Origin of the sequence: Nitrosarchaeum sp. (assembly GCF_025699065.1) — an archaeon.
In the GTDB taxonomy this organism is placed as follows: Archaea; Thermoproteota; Nitrososphaeria; order Nitrososphaerales; family Nitrosopumilaceae; genus Nitrosarchaeum.
Genome location: NZ_JAILWF010000008.1, coordinates 1 through 13,870, shown reverse-complemented (window position 1 = coordinate 13,870; position 13,870 = coordinate 1). Strand labels below are relative to the sequence as shown.

Below are 13,870 nucleotides of genomic sequence, written 5' to 3'. Positions count from 1 at the left end.
ATTTTCTTTATTTTCGGAGTTTCTGTTTTGCGTATGATATAATAGCATCCGTCATTTGTGTTGTAGTTGCATTACCACCAATATCCCATGTTACAATTTTGCCTTCGTTAATTACTTGTTCTGTTGCAGCAAAAATTGCATTTCGTATTTCTGTCTCTCCAAGATACTCTATCATCCAAGCTCCTGATAGGATCGTTGCAGTTGGATTTACCTTATTTTGTCCTGCAAACTGTGGTGCACTTCCATGAGCTGCTTCAAACATGGCATAATTATCTCCCATATTTGCAGAATAAATCAATCCAATTGATCCTACTAGTCCAGATGCCAATTCTGATATTATATCCATAAACAAATTGGTACTTACCAAGACTGATCCATTGAATTGTTCTGGAGCAACTACCATTTGTTGTGCCATGTTGTCAATGTAAATTTCAGATAATTGTATGTCTGTACCTTTGATAGAATTTTGCACTTCATCCCAAAATATGCCATCTGTCTGTTTTAGGATGTTTCTTTTAGTAATTGCAACCATTTTCTTCATATTGTATTTGTTTGCCCAATTTACTGCCGAATTCATAAATCTACTACATCCTTGTCTAGTAATCTTTCTAATTGCAATTGCTGCATCATCTGTAACTTTTACTTCTAAACCTGTGTAGAGTCCTTCTGTTGCTTCTCTAAAGCAAACACAATCTAGTTTTCGATTAGGTGTTAATCTATCATATGTTTTAGTTGGTCTAATGTTAGAGTATAATTCAAATTTTTGACGTAATGTAACAGCTACACTTCTTGGTGCATCTGGTACCGGTATTGTTGTTGTAGGCCCTTTAAAGCAAGCATCTGAATCTTCTAGAGTCTTCATTGTGGCATCTGGGATGTATGACTTGTCTTTTCTTCCATTTTTATCCCACTGTTCTGAGCCTGCTTCGCATAGAATAATTTCTGTTTGGGAATTACATTCTTTTAAAACTCTGAGCATAGAATCAACTACTTCAGGACCTATTCCATCTCCTCTCATTACTGCAGCTTTTTTGCTCAAAACTGCAAAAACTTGCTATGTTTATTATTTAATCCTACCTTGGGTTTGAAATATTTACATAGATACTATAGAGATAGTTTAATAGCGGAATTTACTAAATTAAGAAAAATGCTAATTGTACAAATTTCTGATCTTCATGTAGGTTCACAATTTCTTCAAAATAAATTTGATCAACTAGTTGATGAGATAAATCAACTTAACCCTGACGTTATTGTTGTTACTGGTGATCTTACAAATGAAGGGCTGGTGCAAGAATATGAGGAATGTAAGACATTATTGAAAAAATTTAACACGAAAAAAATTATTACTATTAGCGGAAATCATGACTATAGAAATACTGGTTATCTCTTATTCAAAAAATTTTTCCCCTTTGAAGCAATAAATGAATTAAGTGATGATGTTGTTTTGGTAACGCTTGGAACTGCTCGTCCTGATAGAAACGAAGGTGAAGTAGGATACCGTCAAAACTTATGGCTTGAGAGAACAATGAAAAAATACAAAAACAAAATAAAGATCTTGGCAATGCACCATCATTTAATAGCAATTCCGGATACTGGTTCTGATCAATTAACTGTAGTAGATGCAGGAGATGTTTTAAGAACTATACTTGATACTGAAGTTGATCTTGTTTTATGTGGTCATAAACATAGACCATGGGAGTGGAATTTCGGAAAACTAATGGTAGTAAATGCTGGAACTGCTACATCTGAAAGAGTTAGGGGATTGTTTGAAAACACATACAATATCATTACTATTTCCAACAAATCTATTCATGTTGAACTAAAAATTGTGGGTGGAAAAAGAATGAAACTTGATGATATCGTGACTAACTACCACCAATTTGGCGAAGAATGAATTTATTTACAGATTAATTCAAGGCAGTCTGTGCGGGGATCGCCTAGCTTGGTAGGGCGTGGGATTGCTAATCCCATGTCAGCAATGACCCGTGGGTTCAAATCCCTCTCCCCGCGCCATAGAATTCGTTATCTAAATGAGAAATATTTTCTATGATAGTTTATGGCATGCCACAAACCAATAATTATGTAATAATACTATTGATTTAGCAAATTAAATACGAAAATACCCAAAACCGAAGACATCAATCGCACACAGATATCTCTTACATCTCAGGATGTCTTATCTTCAATAATTGTAATTTTTTCTTCAAATTTTTTCAGTGATTTGATAAAAACTAAAAATAATCTAAATCGATTGGGTATTTTTTCCGTTCTTTTACTTTTGCTACCTGTGATTATTGTTCCGTTATCCTTTGCTGAGGTAAAAGTTGATGAAAATATGTGTAAACAAATGTATGTTAGATACAAGGAGATGGGAAATCAGAAATTTCAAGAAAAATATAAGGACAGAAAATCTATATACAATTGTATACAACTTTACAAAAATTCAGATTGGAATTTTGTCGGAAAAAGTAAAATTGATAAATATTATTCAAATCTTGAATTATTATCTCACAATAAAATGGGTAAAAAGGCAAATGTGAATATACTATATTCAATTTCTATAGACTCTGAAAAGTTTTTAGTTAAATTCAAAGCATGCGCAGATACCACAATTCTAAAACCATCTTTTCTAATACAATCAAAATCTGAACAATACATTGGGATTACAGACAAAATTCTAAAAAAGGATACATGTAATGATTACAGAACATATGTAAACGCCAAGTATCAATCAGATATTAAAATAGAAAATATTTTAGATTTATCAAAATATAAACATGTTAAATCTGGTAATCTTAGAATCTAATTTTCTTTAAAAATTTATTATTTTTTACCTGAATTAATTTTTCACACAAGAAATTACTCAGTACTTAATATTTTATATTTTAAAGACTTTGTGTACAAAATTTCATCTCTTAATTTAATGATGTCTTGAGATATATTATCTGCCTTTTGAGCAAAGTCTGCAGGACGAGGTTTAAGATTGATTAACTCATTAAGCGATTTTTTCACATCTGAGAATTGTTTATTTAATTCATCGAGTTTTTTATCTAAATCATCTATTTGTTGTGCTTTTGCACCGCTATCTTGATATCTTATTTGGATAGTATTTGGATCACTGGCACTTATCTTAGTTCCAGAGATCAAACAAGAATTTGGAGATATTTTATCGCCTAATTGAGTTGTTTTTGATTCTAAATCTGAACTTACTGTGATTATTGGGATTCTCAAAATTTCTTTTCCTGAACATGCTTCAAATGCAATATCATAATTATTTTTTATTGGATTATCGTATTTAGAAATAATTTTAACCATCATTCCTTCTGATGCTTTTCGTGGCGTTGGTGGTGGTATCTTTAAAGTATCTTTAGTAGTTGTAGGTGTAAGATTCAATGATAATAGATATGAATTAAGTTCATCACGTACATCATTAGTCTGTTTTCTTAGTTTAGAAATCTGTTCAATTGTTGAGCTTACTTCAGGTGATTTTTCCGATTTATTCTTAATTAATTCTGAAAGATTTTTTCTTTGAGTTTCAAGCTCAAGTTGTAAACTGTTAATGGTTAACGTTAAATCACTAATTTTTTGAGAAACTGTTCCCTTGTTGATTAGCTGTATTGATATTGATTCTGGATTACTGGACTGAATTTGTCCTACGGATATTTGGCATGATTTTGCTTCAATACTATTTGCAAGTTGGATTTGTTTTTTCTCGGCATTTGATTTTAGTTCAATTACTGGTGATTCAATAGATTGTGATATAGAACAAACATTGAATATTACATCATATACTGGAATCTGTGATTTACCCGATTTTGAAAGGGATTGGAAAGTAGATTCTATTTTAACAGAACCAACTTCTTGAAGTGTTGTTTTTTCTTTCTTTTCAAACTGCTTTAGATCAAAATCTGAAATCATATATCTCTGTACTAATTTTTTTACTGATGAAATCTTTATGCATGAAGGCGTTTCATGTTCTAGTAAATATACACGCATAAATCCTTCTTTGCATGATATATCTTCTAGATCAATTCCAAAAGATAACTGTTTTTTTGGTGATACTACATCAGCGTATGATGGTGAAAATACTAATCCTGCAAAAGTAAATATTGTAACAATTAGAAATAATATCTTTAAATTCAATATTTTCTTATACTATGTTTGATTATTAAAAGTTACATTTCAATTATTCATGTATTTTTATTTTTTAACTATTTGAATTACCTAAGTTTGAATTGTGATTATCTTTTTTTCAATAAGAAACTGTAATCCGAGCAAAAAATCGTCTTCTGTAATTGTTTCATTTGAATACCAAGTTGCAGTATTTTTAAACCATGATGGAATATTGTTATCTGAATTCTTTGTTTTTATTATATCGTCACTAAGTATGAGTATCTTTTTTTGAATTAACTCTGTAATTCCTGAAATAAATTGCGAATCTGTTATCTCTCCTGTGGACCATAGCTGAACGTATTGTTTAATCCAGCTGGGCATCGTAGGTCTAGTTTTTTCAGACATGCCTACGATATCATAAATTGTTTTGTCAGGAAATTGTGAATCAAACCATACTCTAAATCTTGGCTCATTTGAATATCTGTCCACATAATATTGTGGAGATAAATCATTATCAGGGAATCCTGGAATTTCTGTTAATTCATATCCTACTAATTCTTGAATTTTGTACTCAGGGAATGATGTATCAAATAATTTTTTAAAATCGGAATCCGTATTATACAAGTTGATGTAGTAGTTTGGAGAAAGTGTGGGATTTGGAAAATCTGATATTGAAATTTTTGATTTAGGTTTTTGAGATTGGATTATTTCTTGAGTATGTTTTGTTTGTTCAGATTCTTTTTCAGATGTATTGATAGTAGAAAAACTAAAAATCTTTTCAAATTTTTCATTACCGTATGAAATAATTATAGTATATGATCCTGACTGTGACCATTTAGGACCGATTGCATCAATATCTGTTGAAAACGATCCTGATTTTAAAGGGAAAAATTGTTTTATTGCAACCATATCTGAAATACTACGAACCTGAATCACAATAGGTATATTTTCTTCATAAATAACTCTCCCTGAAATTTTAATTTTATCCCCAACTATGTATGATTTTTTATCTAAACTGACAGATGATTCTGCAAAACTATCTACAGGATACATTATAATTCCTATCACTAAAAATATTGTAAAAATAAACTTCATACTAAAAACATCTTTTATTTTCCATGTGGCACTAAATCTGAAATATTTGTTGTCAATAAAGTAAGTGGTGTTGATTGTTTTAATATTATTTCCATCTCTAATACTGCATAATTTTTGATAAGTGGTTTGATAATTATTTTCTCTAAACCTAAACTAAAAAATATTGCAATAATTATGATGATACATCCTGATATTGCTAATACATACATATTCCTTGATTCCATGACCTATATCATCTAGTTATAATATTGTCAAAATTACACGTTGAGCTAAATTCCAAAATATGCATTTTTATGGTTTTTATCATAAATTTGCCTTTGTAGATTATTATATGCTGATACATATTGGTTTGTGGCATGCCATCAATAAAAGAACAAGGTGCAGTTTATGGGAATCTTTCAGCATACAAACAATACACTAGACCTACTGCACATCGTATTTTTGGACAATATTCATACCGAAATAGAAAAGGTCCAAAACATCATGAAAATGTACAAAGATTACTAGAGATTCTAGCAGTAAATGGCAAACTCACTACATGGGGTATGGCAAAAACACATCTTTCAGATTCTTCTAATATAAGAACACAAGAAAAAGACTATCGTAGACTGTTAGTTGGAAGAATGGCTCGAGGAAAACATACTATGGGTTTGCTAGATGTTGGTTTAGTAGTAAAAGATGGAAAAAATATTCAAAAAGCACCGTCGGATCTTTACAGATTATCTCTTCATGGAATTTTGTATTGTCTAGATGTCATGAATCTATCAGAAAAAGATATTGAAAAGATGGCAGAAAAATATGCTAATGTATTACCACAAATTTTTGGAAAATGGAATTATATAAAATCCATCATTGGAAATGATACAGACAGATTAAAAACATTGGCAACTGGAATGTTTATGGATAATATTCAAATTTCTAATATTACAGCTTTGCCAATTTATGAATTGATGACATACATTAATGTAAAATATCAAAATAATTTTGAGCAGATAAATGAAGAAGATCTTGCTAATCAGATATCTTATTGGTTTTATACTAATCTTTTGATCTCATCAAAGAAATCAAATAATAGTACTAAACAATGGAAAAAATTACTAGACAATGATCTCGAATTAAAAAAATGGTACTACAAATTTGTTGATGAAGCAATATCATTTTATACAAACAGATTCAAACAAATAAAGAAGCTTAAATCCTAAACATTTTTTGAGATGACATCTTCAAGCTGTTCAATAGTATAAGGTTTTGAGATTGTATCAATTAGATTAAGGCTTTTTGCTTTGGTATGTTTTTTTTCATCATGTGCATATGCTGTTATTAAAATTACTTTGGCATTAGAATCATATTGGTTAATCTTAAAAAATGCGTCATACCCATCCATAATAGGCATCCTTACATCCATTAATACTAGATTTGGATTAGTTTCTTTGTATTTTTGAACAGCTTCGACACCATTTTGAGCCATTACTACATCATATCCTGCACTTTTTATCAAAAATGCAGTATTTTCTAAAAGATCTACATCATCATCAACGATAAGAACGATCTTTTTTTTATCCATTACAAAGTGTGTTGGTTTTCTGTTAAAATCTCTTACTGATTCTTTGTCTTTTTTGGAAGTATTATTGTAAATGTAGTTGGATTGTTATGAGCTGAGATGGTTCCTCCGTGTTGTTCTATGATATTTTTACATGATGAAAGACCTAAGCCTGTTCCTTTTTCTTTGGTTGTAAAAAGTGGCTCAAACACTTTATCTAATATTTCAGAAGGTATTTTTGGTCCAGAATCCGATATTTCTATTTTGATACTGTCATCTATGATCTGTGATTTTACATCGATACTTCCATCTGCTTTACCAATTGCCTGTATCGCATTTAAAATGATATTTGTAAAAACAATTTCAAGTTTTTTTGTATCACATAAAATTGTGAAATCTGAATCTGTCATTTTTAATTTAATATTATTTGGTATTTCTAAAGAATCAATTGACTCGTTTATGATGTCTGATATTCTTTTTTCAGATAAATTCAACGGAGTAGTTCGTACAAAATTTAAAACATCATCTATTTGATGTGACATGCGGAATATAGCTCTATCCATTCTTTGCATCGCTTTTTCTATTTCAGGATCTTTGCTGCTCACCTGTTTTTGAATTATGGTTGCTGATGTCTTAATTGTAGCAAGTGGGTTTTTTAGATCATGTGCCATGCTTGCTGAAAGTTGACCAATTGCTCCTAATCTTTCATTTTTCATCATTGCGTGGGATTCAGCTAATTTTTTTTCAGTTTCAATTAATTTTTTAAGAGATTGACCCATTGAATTAAATGAATTACCAATCATATTGATTTCCATAATTTTTGAACCTTTGAAATTAGAGTCAAAATCTCCTCCTGAGAATTGTTTTGCCATTTTACTTAACAGACGTAATGGATTTGAAATAAAATATGATAAAATAAGTCCAATCATTACTGATGATATCATTCCCAAAATTGATATTACAAGGAAAGAATTTTTCAGATCAACAAATTCTGCAGTAAATGAAGAACTAGACTGATCAACTATTGATGTCCATCCAAAGCCTTCGAATTGCTTATACCCTGTAGATTTTGCATATGAAATGAAACTAGGTTCGTCTGGATTGTCAGAAATGTTTATGGTTCCTACATCCTTCAAAGGTTGAATTAAATCAAAATATGGAACAGCTTGAGATTCTCGGAAATCTTGAATTCCATTTGAGTATATTGTTTGCCCTTTTTCATTAATTAATAATATTGATCTGTTTTGTACATTGAGAATTTCGGCATCATTGATAAATTCATGAATTAAATCGTTTAATGTTAATGAAACTCTAAGTATTCCTAAAAACTCTCCATTTTGATCATCTATTCTCAAACCTATTGATGTGATGTAATTTTTGGATTTTTCATCATATTCTGTTTCTCCTATGTATGTGCCTTTTGACTTTGCTTCTTGCCACCATTTTTCATTGTCGTGTCTATAGTCTGATGTTACAGTATCTATCGCAACATTTGCACCATGGATATTTGTAATGTATAATTCTGATACCACATCATAATCATATTCTGATTTATAGAAATCAATTACTTCAGTTAATTCTGATATCAATTCAGTATTTACAGTTGGTGAAATAAATGGTTGATTTTCAATATTCGTAAGAGGATCTTGCTCTTTCATTATTTTTTGCACTTGTTGTCTATGTAGAAATTCTTGATTTGATTTCATTAAGGACTCTTGAATAATCGGAAGTTTTGTCAGCTGTCTAAAATCTTCAATTCTTTTATCAACATACTCATCAAGATCCTGCATCATGTTAAATGCAAATCCTTCATTTCTTGTTGTGAGTAGCTTATTTACCTCTTGAATTGATATTGAAAATGAATAATATCCATAAATTCCAAAAATTAAAAAAATTCCAAAGGTTCCTATAATTAACATTGTAGATAATTTCAATGAATTCATATCAAGTCATTCAGTGATTTAAACTGTTTTAAAAATAATCTAAATTAAGGCATGCCACAAACTCTAAGTTATTGTCTAATAACAAACTATGAAATATGATTTAATGAGTCACATAGAAGAGCAAAATCAAAGTCTGATTTCAAAGAATCGTCATTCCCCACGTTTACCAGACTCCAATGCAATTGAAAACAGAGCAGAAAATAATTTTGTTTCTTCTAATTTTCCATGTAATTTTTTATATGCATGTGAAAACTGTGATGGACCTTTGGCTCCTATTGCTGTATGCTTGGTTTGTAAAAGAGCATCTGTTAGAAAATGTCTTCATTGCCAAAGGGATGTCATCACAGGCACTCATTTATCATGTGATACTTTGATTTCTTTTGCCAAGAGCAAATTTCACACTCATCAATTCTCTGAGGAGGTGAATTTATGAATAAAAAAATAATATTCTTTACATTAGCTGCATTAGTAGGTTCGTTAGTTATAGCTCCTCTACAAAGCACACAAGCTGCACCATATGTTGGTGGTGATGGTTCTGTAAGTAAGTACTTGACTAAAGCAAAAGTTGAACAATACAAGAAGGGTTCTCCGTATTGGAGCTATATTGTAAAGGCATGTGCTACAGATTACCCATTAGCTGTTGCTATGATTGATCTTAAATCGGATGTAGAGAAAGTAACACTTGGTGTAAACAACGTCATTCCAAAAGGACAATGTTCTTTCTATGGTGCTGTGATGAAAGCAAATGATGGTAAAACACTTGGGGCAACAATGATTCTCAAAACTGATGCATTAACAGAGGCCCAAAGTATACTAGCTAAATTACCATCTACTAACCAAAAAGATGCATCGATAAAAAGACTAATGGAACTTTATAATTCACTTGGATTCATTCCTAAATTATAAATTTCTTGAATTTTTTTCTTTTTCTAATTTTTTATTAATTCTTCAATTAAGAATATGATCAAATTGAAGAAAATCATATATTTTACTTGAATCTTCGATTAATTGGCATTTTTCATAGATGTCTGATCGTTTTTGTATTAAATTCAGGTCGATTTTGTATTCATTTAGGCATTGAAAAATTAAACTTAATAGACCGATTTCAGAGGTAAATGTATGGGACGTAGAAAAACTCAGAAAATCATTCGTAGTGGTCCGAAAAATGCAACTACTGGAATGTGTCCTTTATGTAAGACAATTGGTAAGGTATTCCTTCTTGGTCCTCCTGGGCAAGAAAGAGGAAAATGTGAGAAATGTCGCCAGGAATTTGAATTGTAGTTACAAAAAACTAACTAGCTCATCAAAATATTTACCCATAACTTTTTAAGACAATTTTTTTATGATAGATAATCATGAGTTCAGAAGCAGAAACAATCTATGAAAGAGTGGCAAAATTAGAAGATGAAATTGCATTACTTAGAAGCGAAGTTGATATTCTTAAAAGAGCATTAAGAAACAAGATTGCCAGACACGAGATATCGATGATCAAAAATGGCCAAGATGTTAGTTCAATTATTGACTAGTTTTTTGTTTTAATACTTCTTATTAATTCTAAAATAAAGTCTACGTCTTCTGCGTTTGGATTAATTTCTAAATATCGGTTTAAATATTCTAGTGCTATGTCTGAATTCAAAAGCCTTTCTTCTAGTATTCCTTTATCTCTGATGTCATCTGGTGAATTTGGTTCAACAGCTAACACCATATTTGTACATCTTAGTGCTTTGTCATAAACAAAAGATTGAACATATGAATTTTTTAAATTTCTTGCCAATCTGACAAGAATTTGCTCATGACTTATTTCATCAAGAAACTCTGGTTTGAATTCCAGTTCTCCGCCAAAATTTTCATCTAAAATATCTTGAAGGTCATCTACATCTAATAGTATTCCATCATTAAAAGGATCTAAAATCATTTCTTCATTATATTTTACCAATACATGGCTTGGAAATCCAACTATCTTAAGCTCTAATCCAATAAATTTTGCAATTTCAACATATAATATTGAGATTGTTATTGGCAGTCCTGATTTTTTATCAATTACTTCATTTAAAAAATTATTTTTTGGATTATAGTAATCATCAATATCGCCACCATATCCTAAATTTTGAAAAAGATGCTCATTTAAAATTGAAACCTGATATGTAGGATTTTTTACATCACTGATTGATTCTTTTAATGATTTTCCAATTAGTGCAATCTTTTGAATGTATTTTTCAATTTCTAGATCAGGATATTCTAGAATTTGGGCAAATTTAAGACACTTTTCAACTAAATTGAAATTTGGGTTTTTTGCAAATGAAAGCCACTCAGCTACTAAGGGATCAAATTTTTCTGGCAATTGTTACTGTTTTATCCTGTTCAGGTATAATTGTGGCTCTTTTAGCTCTCTTGTATTTGGTGGATATTCAATTAATTTTTTGAATGCATTTTTTCCTAATCTTTCATAGATTATTCTTGTAAAGTCTTTTCCCATACTTTTTCGTACCTGATATGACGAGAAATCTGTGCCCATAAAGGTGGTTAAATAATTCTGAAAGTCTTGATCGTTTTTTAGGATATTTTCTATTGCAAATCCTGCCATTCCTTCCATTAGAGTAAAAGCTGCATGATGTTGCTGAATTGGATTTAACCATTTTTTATAAATGTCTAATAATTGAGGAATTGCATTTGAAATTTTAGGATCAATTTCCACATGTGTAAATGTCATAACATCCGGACCAATTTGCTCAATTAAGAAGTGATCAGGATTTAAGAAGAAAAACAGATTTGCTTTTTTTGCAAATGGAAAATCATCTGGGACAGCTTGAAGTTGCAAATACTCTGATAGATTATTTACCGTTTGATTATCTAATTCTAAGATTATTGTTGCTAATTCTTCATTAATTAGATTAACTTGGGTTGCGGCATTTTTGTTTAATTGATGTAATTTTTCTTGGGTTGAATGGATTAATTCTTCAAGTATTGTCATTTTAACAGCTCCCAAATACCCTGAATTTACATTTGTGAATCTTGATTCATATGGTTCTCCTTGTTTGTGTAATATGATTTGTGGGTATCTAGAAAGTATGAATTTGTTAAGGTAAATTATAGAATCTAGATAATCTCCATACGTTGTAGATATTTTTGAGATATATTGTATGGCATAAGTAGAATACACAAGATATTTTGCAGTATCTTTTTTCATCAACTCTGCAATTTTATTAAGATCCTCATTTGCAACTGCATCAAATAATTCTCTTACAAAAGCTTTTGATTTTTCATCTGAAAATACCTTTTCACCTTTTAATTTTTTTAGCTCAATCAATTCTGGAAATTCTATTTTTAAATTCTCTGCAATTTTAATTCCTATGAATTCCTCAACCTTTTTCTTTAAAATTGGATATGTCTGATTAACTATGTCTTCTAGTTTTTCAAATATAACTTTCTGTGAGAGGTCTTCACTTGCCAAGTTTGCAAGTTTAGCAATCTCTTTTTCCTCGTTGATTTCTACAGATAATTGACCAAATAATGCCTCTGCAAACTCTTCAAATTCTCCCAAATCGCATAAAATCTTCAAAATACTCCATTTAACATTATTCCTCTTATATCTAAAAGAAATTATTAGTTCCAAATTGTTTGGATTGGTATACAAAAATGCATGAATTTAGTCTTAATTTTCTTAGATGTATTAGATGTAGCTCAAAGTTAGATCTTGATGTATTTAAAAAAGAAAATGAAATTGAAGAAGGTCTTTTGGAATGCAAAAAATGTTCGTTATCATTTCCAATAATTAATAAAATTCCAATTTTATGGGATGATTTTTCAAAATATCTATCTGAACGAATTATGCTAGGGGGGAAATTATTTAATTCTGCATCTGATGAAAAAATGAAAAAATTTCTCAAAAATTCATTATCAAATTGTGTACGAAAAACTGAAGATAGAACATCACTTGAAGAGAGATGGAGTAGAATTTATCAAAATAGCCAAAAATCAAAATTTTATTCTAACATTAAAAATGAATTAGATGTATTGCCAAAATCAAAACTTGTGTTAGAATATGGGTGTTCTATTGGAACTATGAGTAATTATCTTGCAGATTCCAATCAAATTGTATTTGGAATTGATAGATCTTTTAGTGCATTAAGTATGGCAAAAAAAACATCTAAAGATAATTTGGATTATTTTGTAGCTGATTTTCTATCTAATATTTTTGGTAAGACAAAATTTGATTTAATATTGGCATTAAATGTTTTAGAATTAGTAGAGCCAATAGATTATCTAAAACAAGTTTCCCGCCAAATTCATGTAGGTACATTTGTAATGTCTGATCCTTATGATTTTGACAGAGGCAAAAATTCCGTTAAAAAATTCCTTGACGAATCAACTTTAAGATCAATCTTGGAGGAGTTGAGATTTTCTATTACTAAAAAGACAAAAAAGCCTTCTTTTCTTACTTGGAATTTAAAACTCAACTCACGCTCAACTTTAACCTATAAAGTAGATTTGATAGTGGCAAAAAAACTATCATGATATAACATTTCAGAACAAATCATGAATTTGTCTTAAACATATCTATCACCTATTTGATTTTTAGATACATTTGAAAATCTGGATTTGAAATTCTTACCTTATATTCCAGTTATGATCTAATTGATTAGTATGATTGGGTTATTAGGTGATAAAAAAACTAATCTTGTACATCACTTAGATAACTTGAAAAAAGAATGTAAAATAAGTGAGATGAAAATAACTGATAGACAATATTTCACTCCTGATACTTTGGAAAATGCAAAAAGTAAAAACTTCTCTCCATGTGAGCGATGCATTTTAAAACAATAATGCTTTCAATTTTTTCCTATTTCCTTTAAAATCATATTAAAAATGATTTGGATATAATTTGGAAAATTGGTTTTATACTTTCAAGAAAATTCTATATTATGAACAAATTGATAATTGTTGCATTAGTTGCAATAATTGGAATGGGAGTGGCATATGCAATTTCTCCGTACTTTACAAGTAGTACCGTGAATGAAGCACTGCCTAATTCTGCAATTCCATTAAAAATGGAAGATGAATCCATGATGAAAGATGAATCCATGATGAAAGATGAATCCATGATGAAAGATGAATCCATGATGAAAGATGAATCCATGATGAAAGATGAATCCATGATGAAAGATGAATCCATGATGAA

The 13,870-nt window shown here is 29.9% G+C and carries 17 protein-coding genes, 1 tRNA gene and 1 pseudogene; 11 read left to right on the top strand and 8 right to left on the bottom strand.

The window, feature by feature from the left end; translation table 11 throughout:
• Window positions 1-7: 7 nt before the first annotated feature.
• Window positions 8-1,039, bottom strand: coding sequence for an isocitrate/isopropylmalate dehydrogenase family protein (locus tag K5782_RS08880; protein WP_297465920.1), 1,032 nt, complete (start codon window positions 1,037-1,039; stop codon window positions 8-10).
• Window positions 1,040-1,147: 108 nt separating this feature from the next.
• Between K5782_RS08880 and K5782_RS08875 the strand changes: the two genes are divergently transcribed.
• The 3 genes from K5782_RS08875 to K5782_RS08865 all read left to right on the top strand — a co-directional run bounded on the left by K5782_RS08875 (window position 1,148) and on the right by K5782_RS08865 (window position 2,806).
• Complete coding sequence (locus K5782_RS08875) at window positions 1,148-1,894, top strand: metallophosphoesterase family protein (RefSeq protein ID WP_297465918.1); 747 nt, start codon at window positions 1,148-1,150, stop codon at window positions 1,892-1,894.
• Window positions 1,895-1,926: 32 nt separating this feature from the next.
• Window positions 1,927-2,013: transfer RNA gene (locus tag K5782_RS08870), tRNA-Ser, on the top strand.
• 208 nt (window positions 2,014-2,221) lie between these two features.
• On the top strand, window positions 2,222-2,806 hold the full coding sequence (locus K5782_RS08865) for a hypothetical protein (RefSeq protein ID WP_297465917.1): 585 nt from the start codon (window positions 2,222-2,224) through the stop codon (window positions 2,804-2,806).
• A gap of 53 nt (window positions 2,807-2,859) precedes the next feature.
• Here the strand turns inward: K5782_RS08865 and K5782_RS08860 are convergent, their stop codons facing one another.
• The 3 genes from K5782_RS08860 to K5782_RS08850 form a co-directional block, all read right to left on the bottom strand.
• Complete coding sequence (locus tag K5782_RS08860) at window positions 2,860-4,143, bottom strand: hypothetical protein (RefSeq protein WP_297465915.1); 1,284 nt, start codon at window positions 4,141-4,143, stop codon at window positions 2,860-2,862.
• A gap of 81 nt (window positions 4,144-4,224) precedes the next feature.
• Window positions 4,225-5,208 carry a hypothetical protein gene (locus K5782_RS08855; protein WP_297465912.1) on the bottom strand — a complete coding sequence of 328 codons (984 nt, stop codon included), beginning with the start codon at window positions 5,206-5,208 and terminating at the stop codon, window positions 4,225-4,227.
• 14 nt (window positions 5,209-5,222) lie between these two features.
• Window positions 5,223-5,432, bottom strand: coding sequence for a hypothetical protein (locus K5782_RS08850; RefSeq protein ID WP_297465910.1), 210 nt, complete (start codon window positions 5,430-5,432; stop codon window positions 5,223-5,225).
• A 132-nt stretch (window positions 5,433-5,564) separates the two neighbouring features.
• Between K5782_RS08850 and K5782_RS08845 the strand changes: the two genes are divergently transcribed.
• Complete coding sequence (locus K5782_RS08845; RefSeq protein ID WP_297465908.1) at window positions 5,565-6,410, top strand: hypothetical protein; 846 nt, start codon at window positions 5,565-5,567, stop codon at window positions 6,408-6,410.
• On the opposite strand, the gene K5782_RS08840 is transcribed toward K5782_RS08845, so the two are convergent.
• Together K5782_RS08840 and K5782_RS08835 are read right to left on the bottom strand one after the other, a co-directional pair.
• Window positions 6,407-6,772, bottom strand: a complete 366-nt coding sequence (locus tag K5782_RS08840; protein WP_297465906.1) for a response regulator — start codon at window positions 6,770-6,772, stop codon at window positions 6,407-6,409. The two genes, K5782_RS08845 and K5782_RS08840, sit on opposite strands and share 4 nt — an antisense overlap.
• Window positions 6,773-6,804: 32 nt before the next feature.
• Window positions 6,805-8,691 carry a sensor histidine kinase gene (locus K5782_RS08835; protein ID WP_297465904.1) on the bottom strand — a complete coding sequence of 629 codons (1,887 nt, stop codon included), beginning with the start codon at window positions 8,689-8,691 and terminating at the stop codon, window positions 6,805-6,807.
• Between the two features lie 103 nt (window positions 8,692-8,794).
• Here K5782_RS08835 and K5782_RS08830 point away from each other — a divergent pair, with 103 nt between their 5' ends.
• From K5782_RS08830 to K5782_RS08815, 4 genes are all read left to right on the top strand, one after another.
• Complete coding sequence (locus K5782_RS08830; protein ID WP_297465902.1) at window positions 8,795-9,124, top strand: hypothetical protein; 330 nt, start codon at window positions 8,795-8,797, stop codon at window positions 9,122-9,124.
• Window positions 9,121-9,597, top strand: a complete 477-nt coding sequence (locus tag K5782_RS08825) for a hypothetical protein (protein ID WP_297465899.1) — start codon at window positions 9,121-9,123, stop codon at window positions 9,595-9,597. The genes K5782_RS08830 and K5782_RS08825 overlap by 4 nt, the downstream gene beginning before the upstream one ends.
• 213 nt (window positions 9,598-9,810) lie before the next feature.
• Window positions 9,811-9,972 (top strand): hypothetical protein, encoded by a 162-nt coding sequence (locus K5782_RS08820; protein WP_007551205.1) that lies wholly within the window; start codon window positions 9,811-9,813, stop codon window positions 9,970-9,972.
• A gap of 74 nt (window positions 9,973-10,046) precedes the next feature.
• The gene (locus K5782_RS08815; protein WP_297465897.1) at window positions 10,047-10,217 is read left to right on the top strand and encodes a hypothetical protein; all 171 of its coding nucleotides are present in this window, start codon (window positions 10,047-10,049) and stop codon (window positions 10,215-10,217) included.
• On the opposite strand, the gene K5782_RS08810 is transcribed toward K5782_RS08815, so the two are convergent.
• Window positions 10,214-11,032: a transglutaminase-like domain-containing protein gene (locus K5782_RS08810; protein WP_297465893.1), complete on the bottom strand. Its 819-nt coding sequence runs from the start codon at window positions 11,030-11,032 to the stop codon at window positions 10,214-10,216. The genes K5782_RS08815 and K5782_RS08810 overlap by 4 nt on opposite strands.
• A 3-nt stretch (window positions 11,033-11,035) precedes the next feature.
• The gene (locus K5782_RS08805; protein ID WP_297465891.1) at window positions 11,036-12,250 is read right to left on the bottom strand and encodes a hypothetical protein; all 1,215 of its coding nucleotides are present in this window, start codon (window positions 12,248-12,250) and stop codon (window positions 11,036-11,038) included.
• Window positions 12,251-12,309: 59 nt separating this feature from the next.
• Here K5782_RS08805 and K5782_RS08800 point away from each other — a divergent pair, with 59 nt between their 5' ends.
• The 3 genes and pseudogenes from K5782_RS08800 to K5782_RS08790 all read left to right on the top strand — a co-directional run.
• Entirely contained in the window at window positions 12,310-13,206 is an 897-nt protein-coding gene (locus tag K5782_RS08800; protein WP_297465889.1) for a methyltransferase domain-containing protein, read from the top strand.
• A gap of 129 nt (window positions 13,207-13,335) precedes the next feature.
• Window positions 13,336-13,515 (top strand): hypothetical protein, encoded by a 180-nt coding sequence (locus K5782_RS08795; RefSeq protein ID WP_297465887.1) that lies wholly within the window; start codon window positions 13,336-13,338, stop codon window positions 13,513-13,515.
• Window positions 13,516-13,613: 98 nt separating this feature from the next.
• Window positions 13,614-13,870, top strand: a pseudogene (locus tag K5782_RS08790) (hypothetical protein); the annotation flags it as partial.

Bases quoted from the DNA above. Each gene is read 5' to 3' on its own strand.
- K5782_RS08875 (WP_297465918.1), top strand. From the start codon at position 1,148: ATGCTAATTGTACAAATTTCTGATCTTCATGTAGGTTCACAATTTCTT.
- K5782_RS08855 (WP_297465912.1), bottom strand. From the start codon at position 5,208: ATGAAGTTTATTTTTACAATATTTTTAGTGATAGGAATTATAATGTAT.
- K5782_RS08850 (WP_297465910.1), bottom strand. From the start codon at position 5,432: ATGGAATCAAGGAATATGTATGTATTAGCAATATCAGGATGTATCATC.
- K5782_RS08845 (WP_297465908.1), top strand. From the start codon at position 5,565: ATGCCATCAATAAAAGAACAAGGTGCAGTTTATGGGAATCTTTCAGCA.
- K5782_RS08840 (WP_297465906.1), bottom strand. From the start codon at position 6,772: ATGGATAAAAAAAAGATCGTTCTTATCGTTGATGATGATGTAGATCTT.
- K5782_RS08835 (WP_297465904.1), bottom strand. From the start codon at position 8,691: ATGAATTCATTGAAATTATCTACAATGTTAATTATAGGAACCTTTGGA.
- K5782_RS08830 (WP_297465902.1), top strand. From the start codon at position 8,795: ATGAGTCACATAGAAGAGCAAAATCAAAGTCTGATTTCAAAGAATCGT.
- K5782_RS08825 (WP_297465899.1), top strand. From the start codon at position 9,121: ATGAATAAAAAAATAATATTCTTTACATTAGCTGCATTAGTAGGTTCG.
- K5782_RS08820 (WP_007551205.1), top strand. From the start codon at position 9,811: ATGGGACGTAGAAAAACTCAGAAAATCATTCGTAGTGGTCCGAAAAAT.
- K5782_RS08815 (WP_297465897.1), top strand. From the start codon at position 10,047: ATGAGTTCAGAAGCAGAAACAATCTATGAAAGAGTGGCAAAATTAGAA.
- K5782_RS08795 (WP_297465887.1), top strand. From the start codon at position 13,336: ATGATTGGGTTATTAGGTGATAAAAAAACTAATCTTGTACATCACTTA.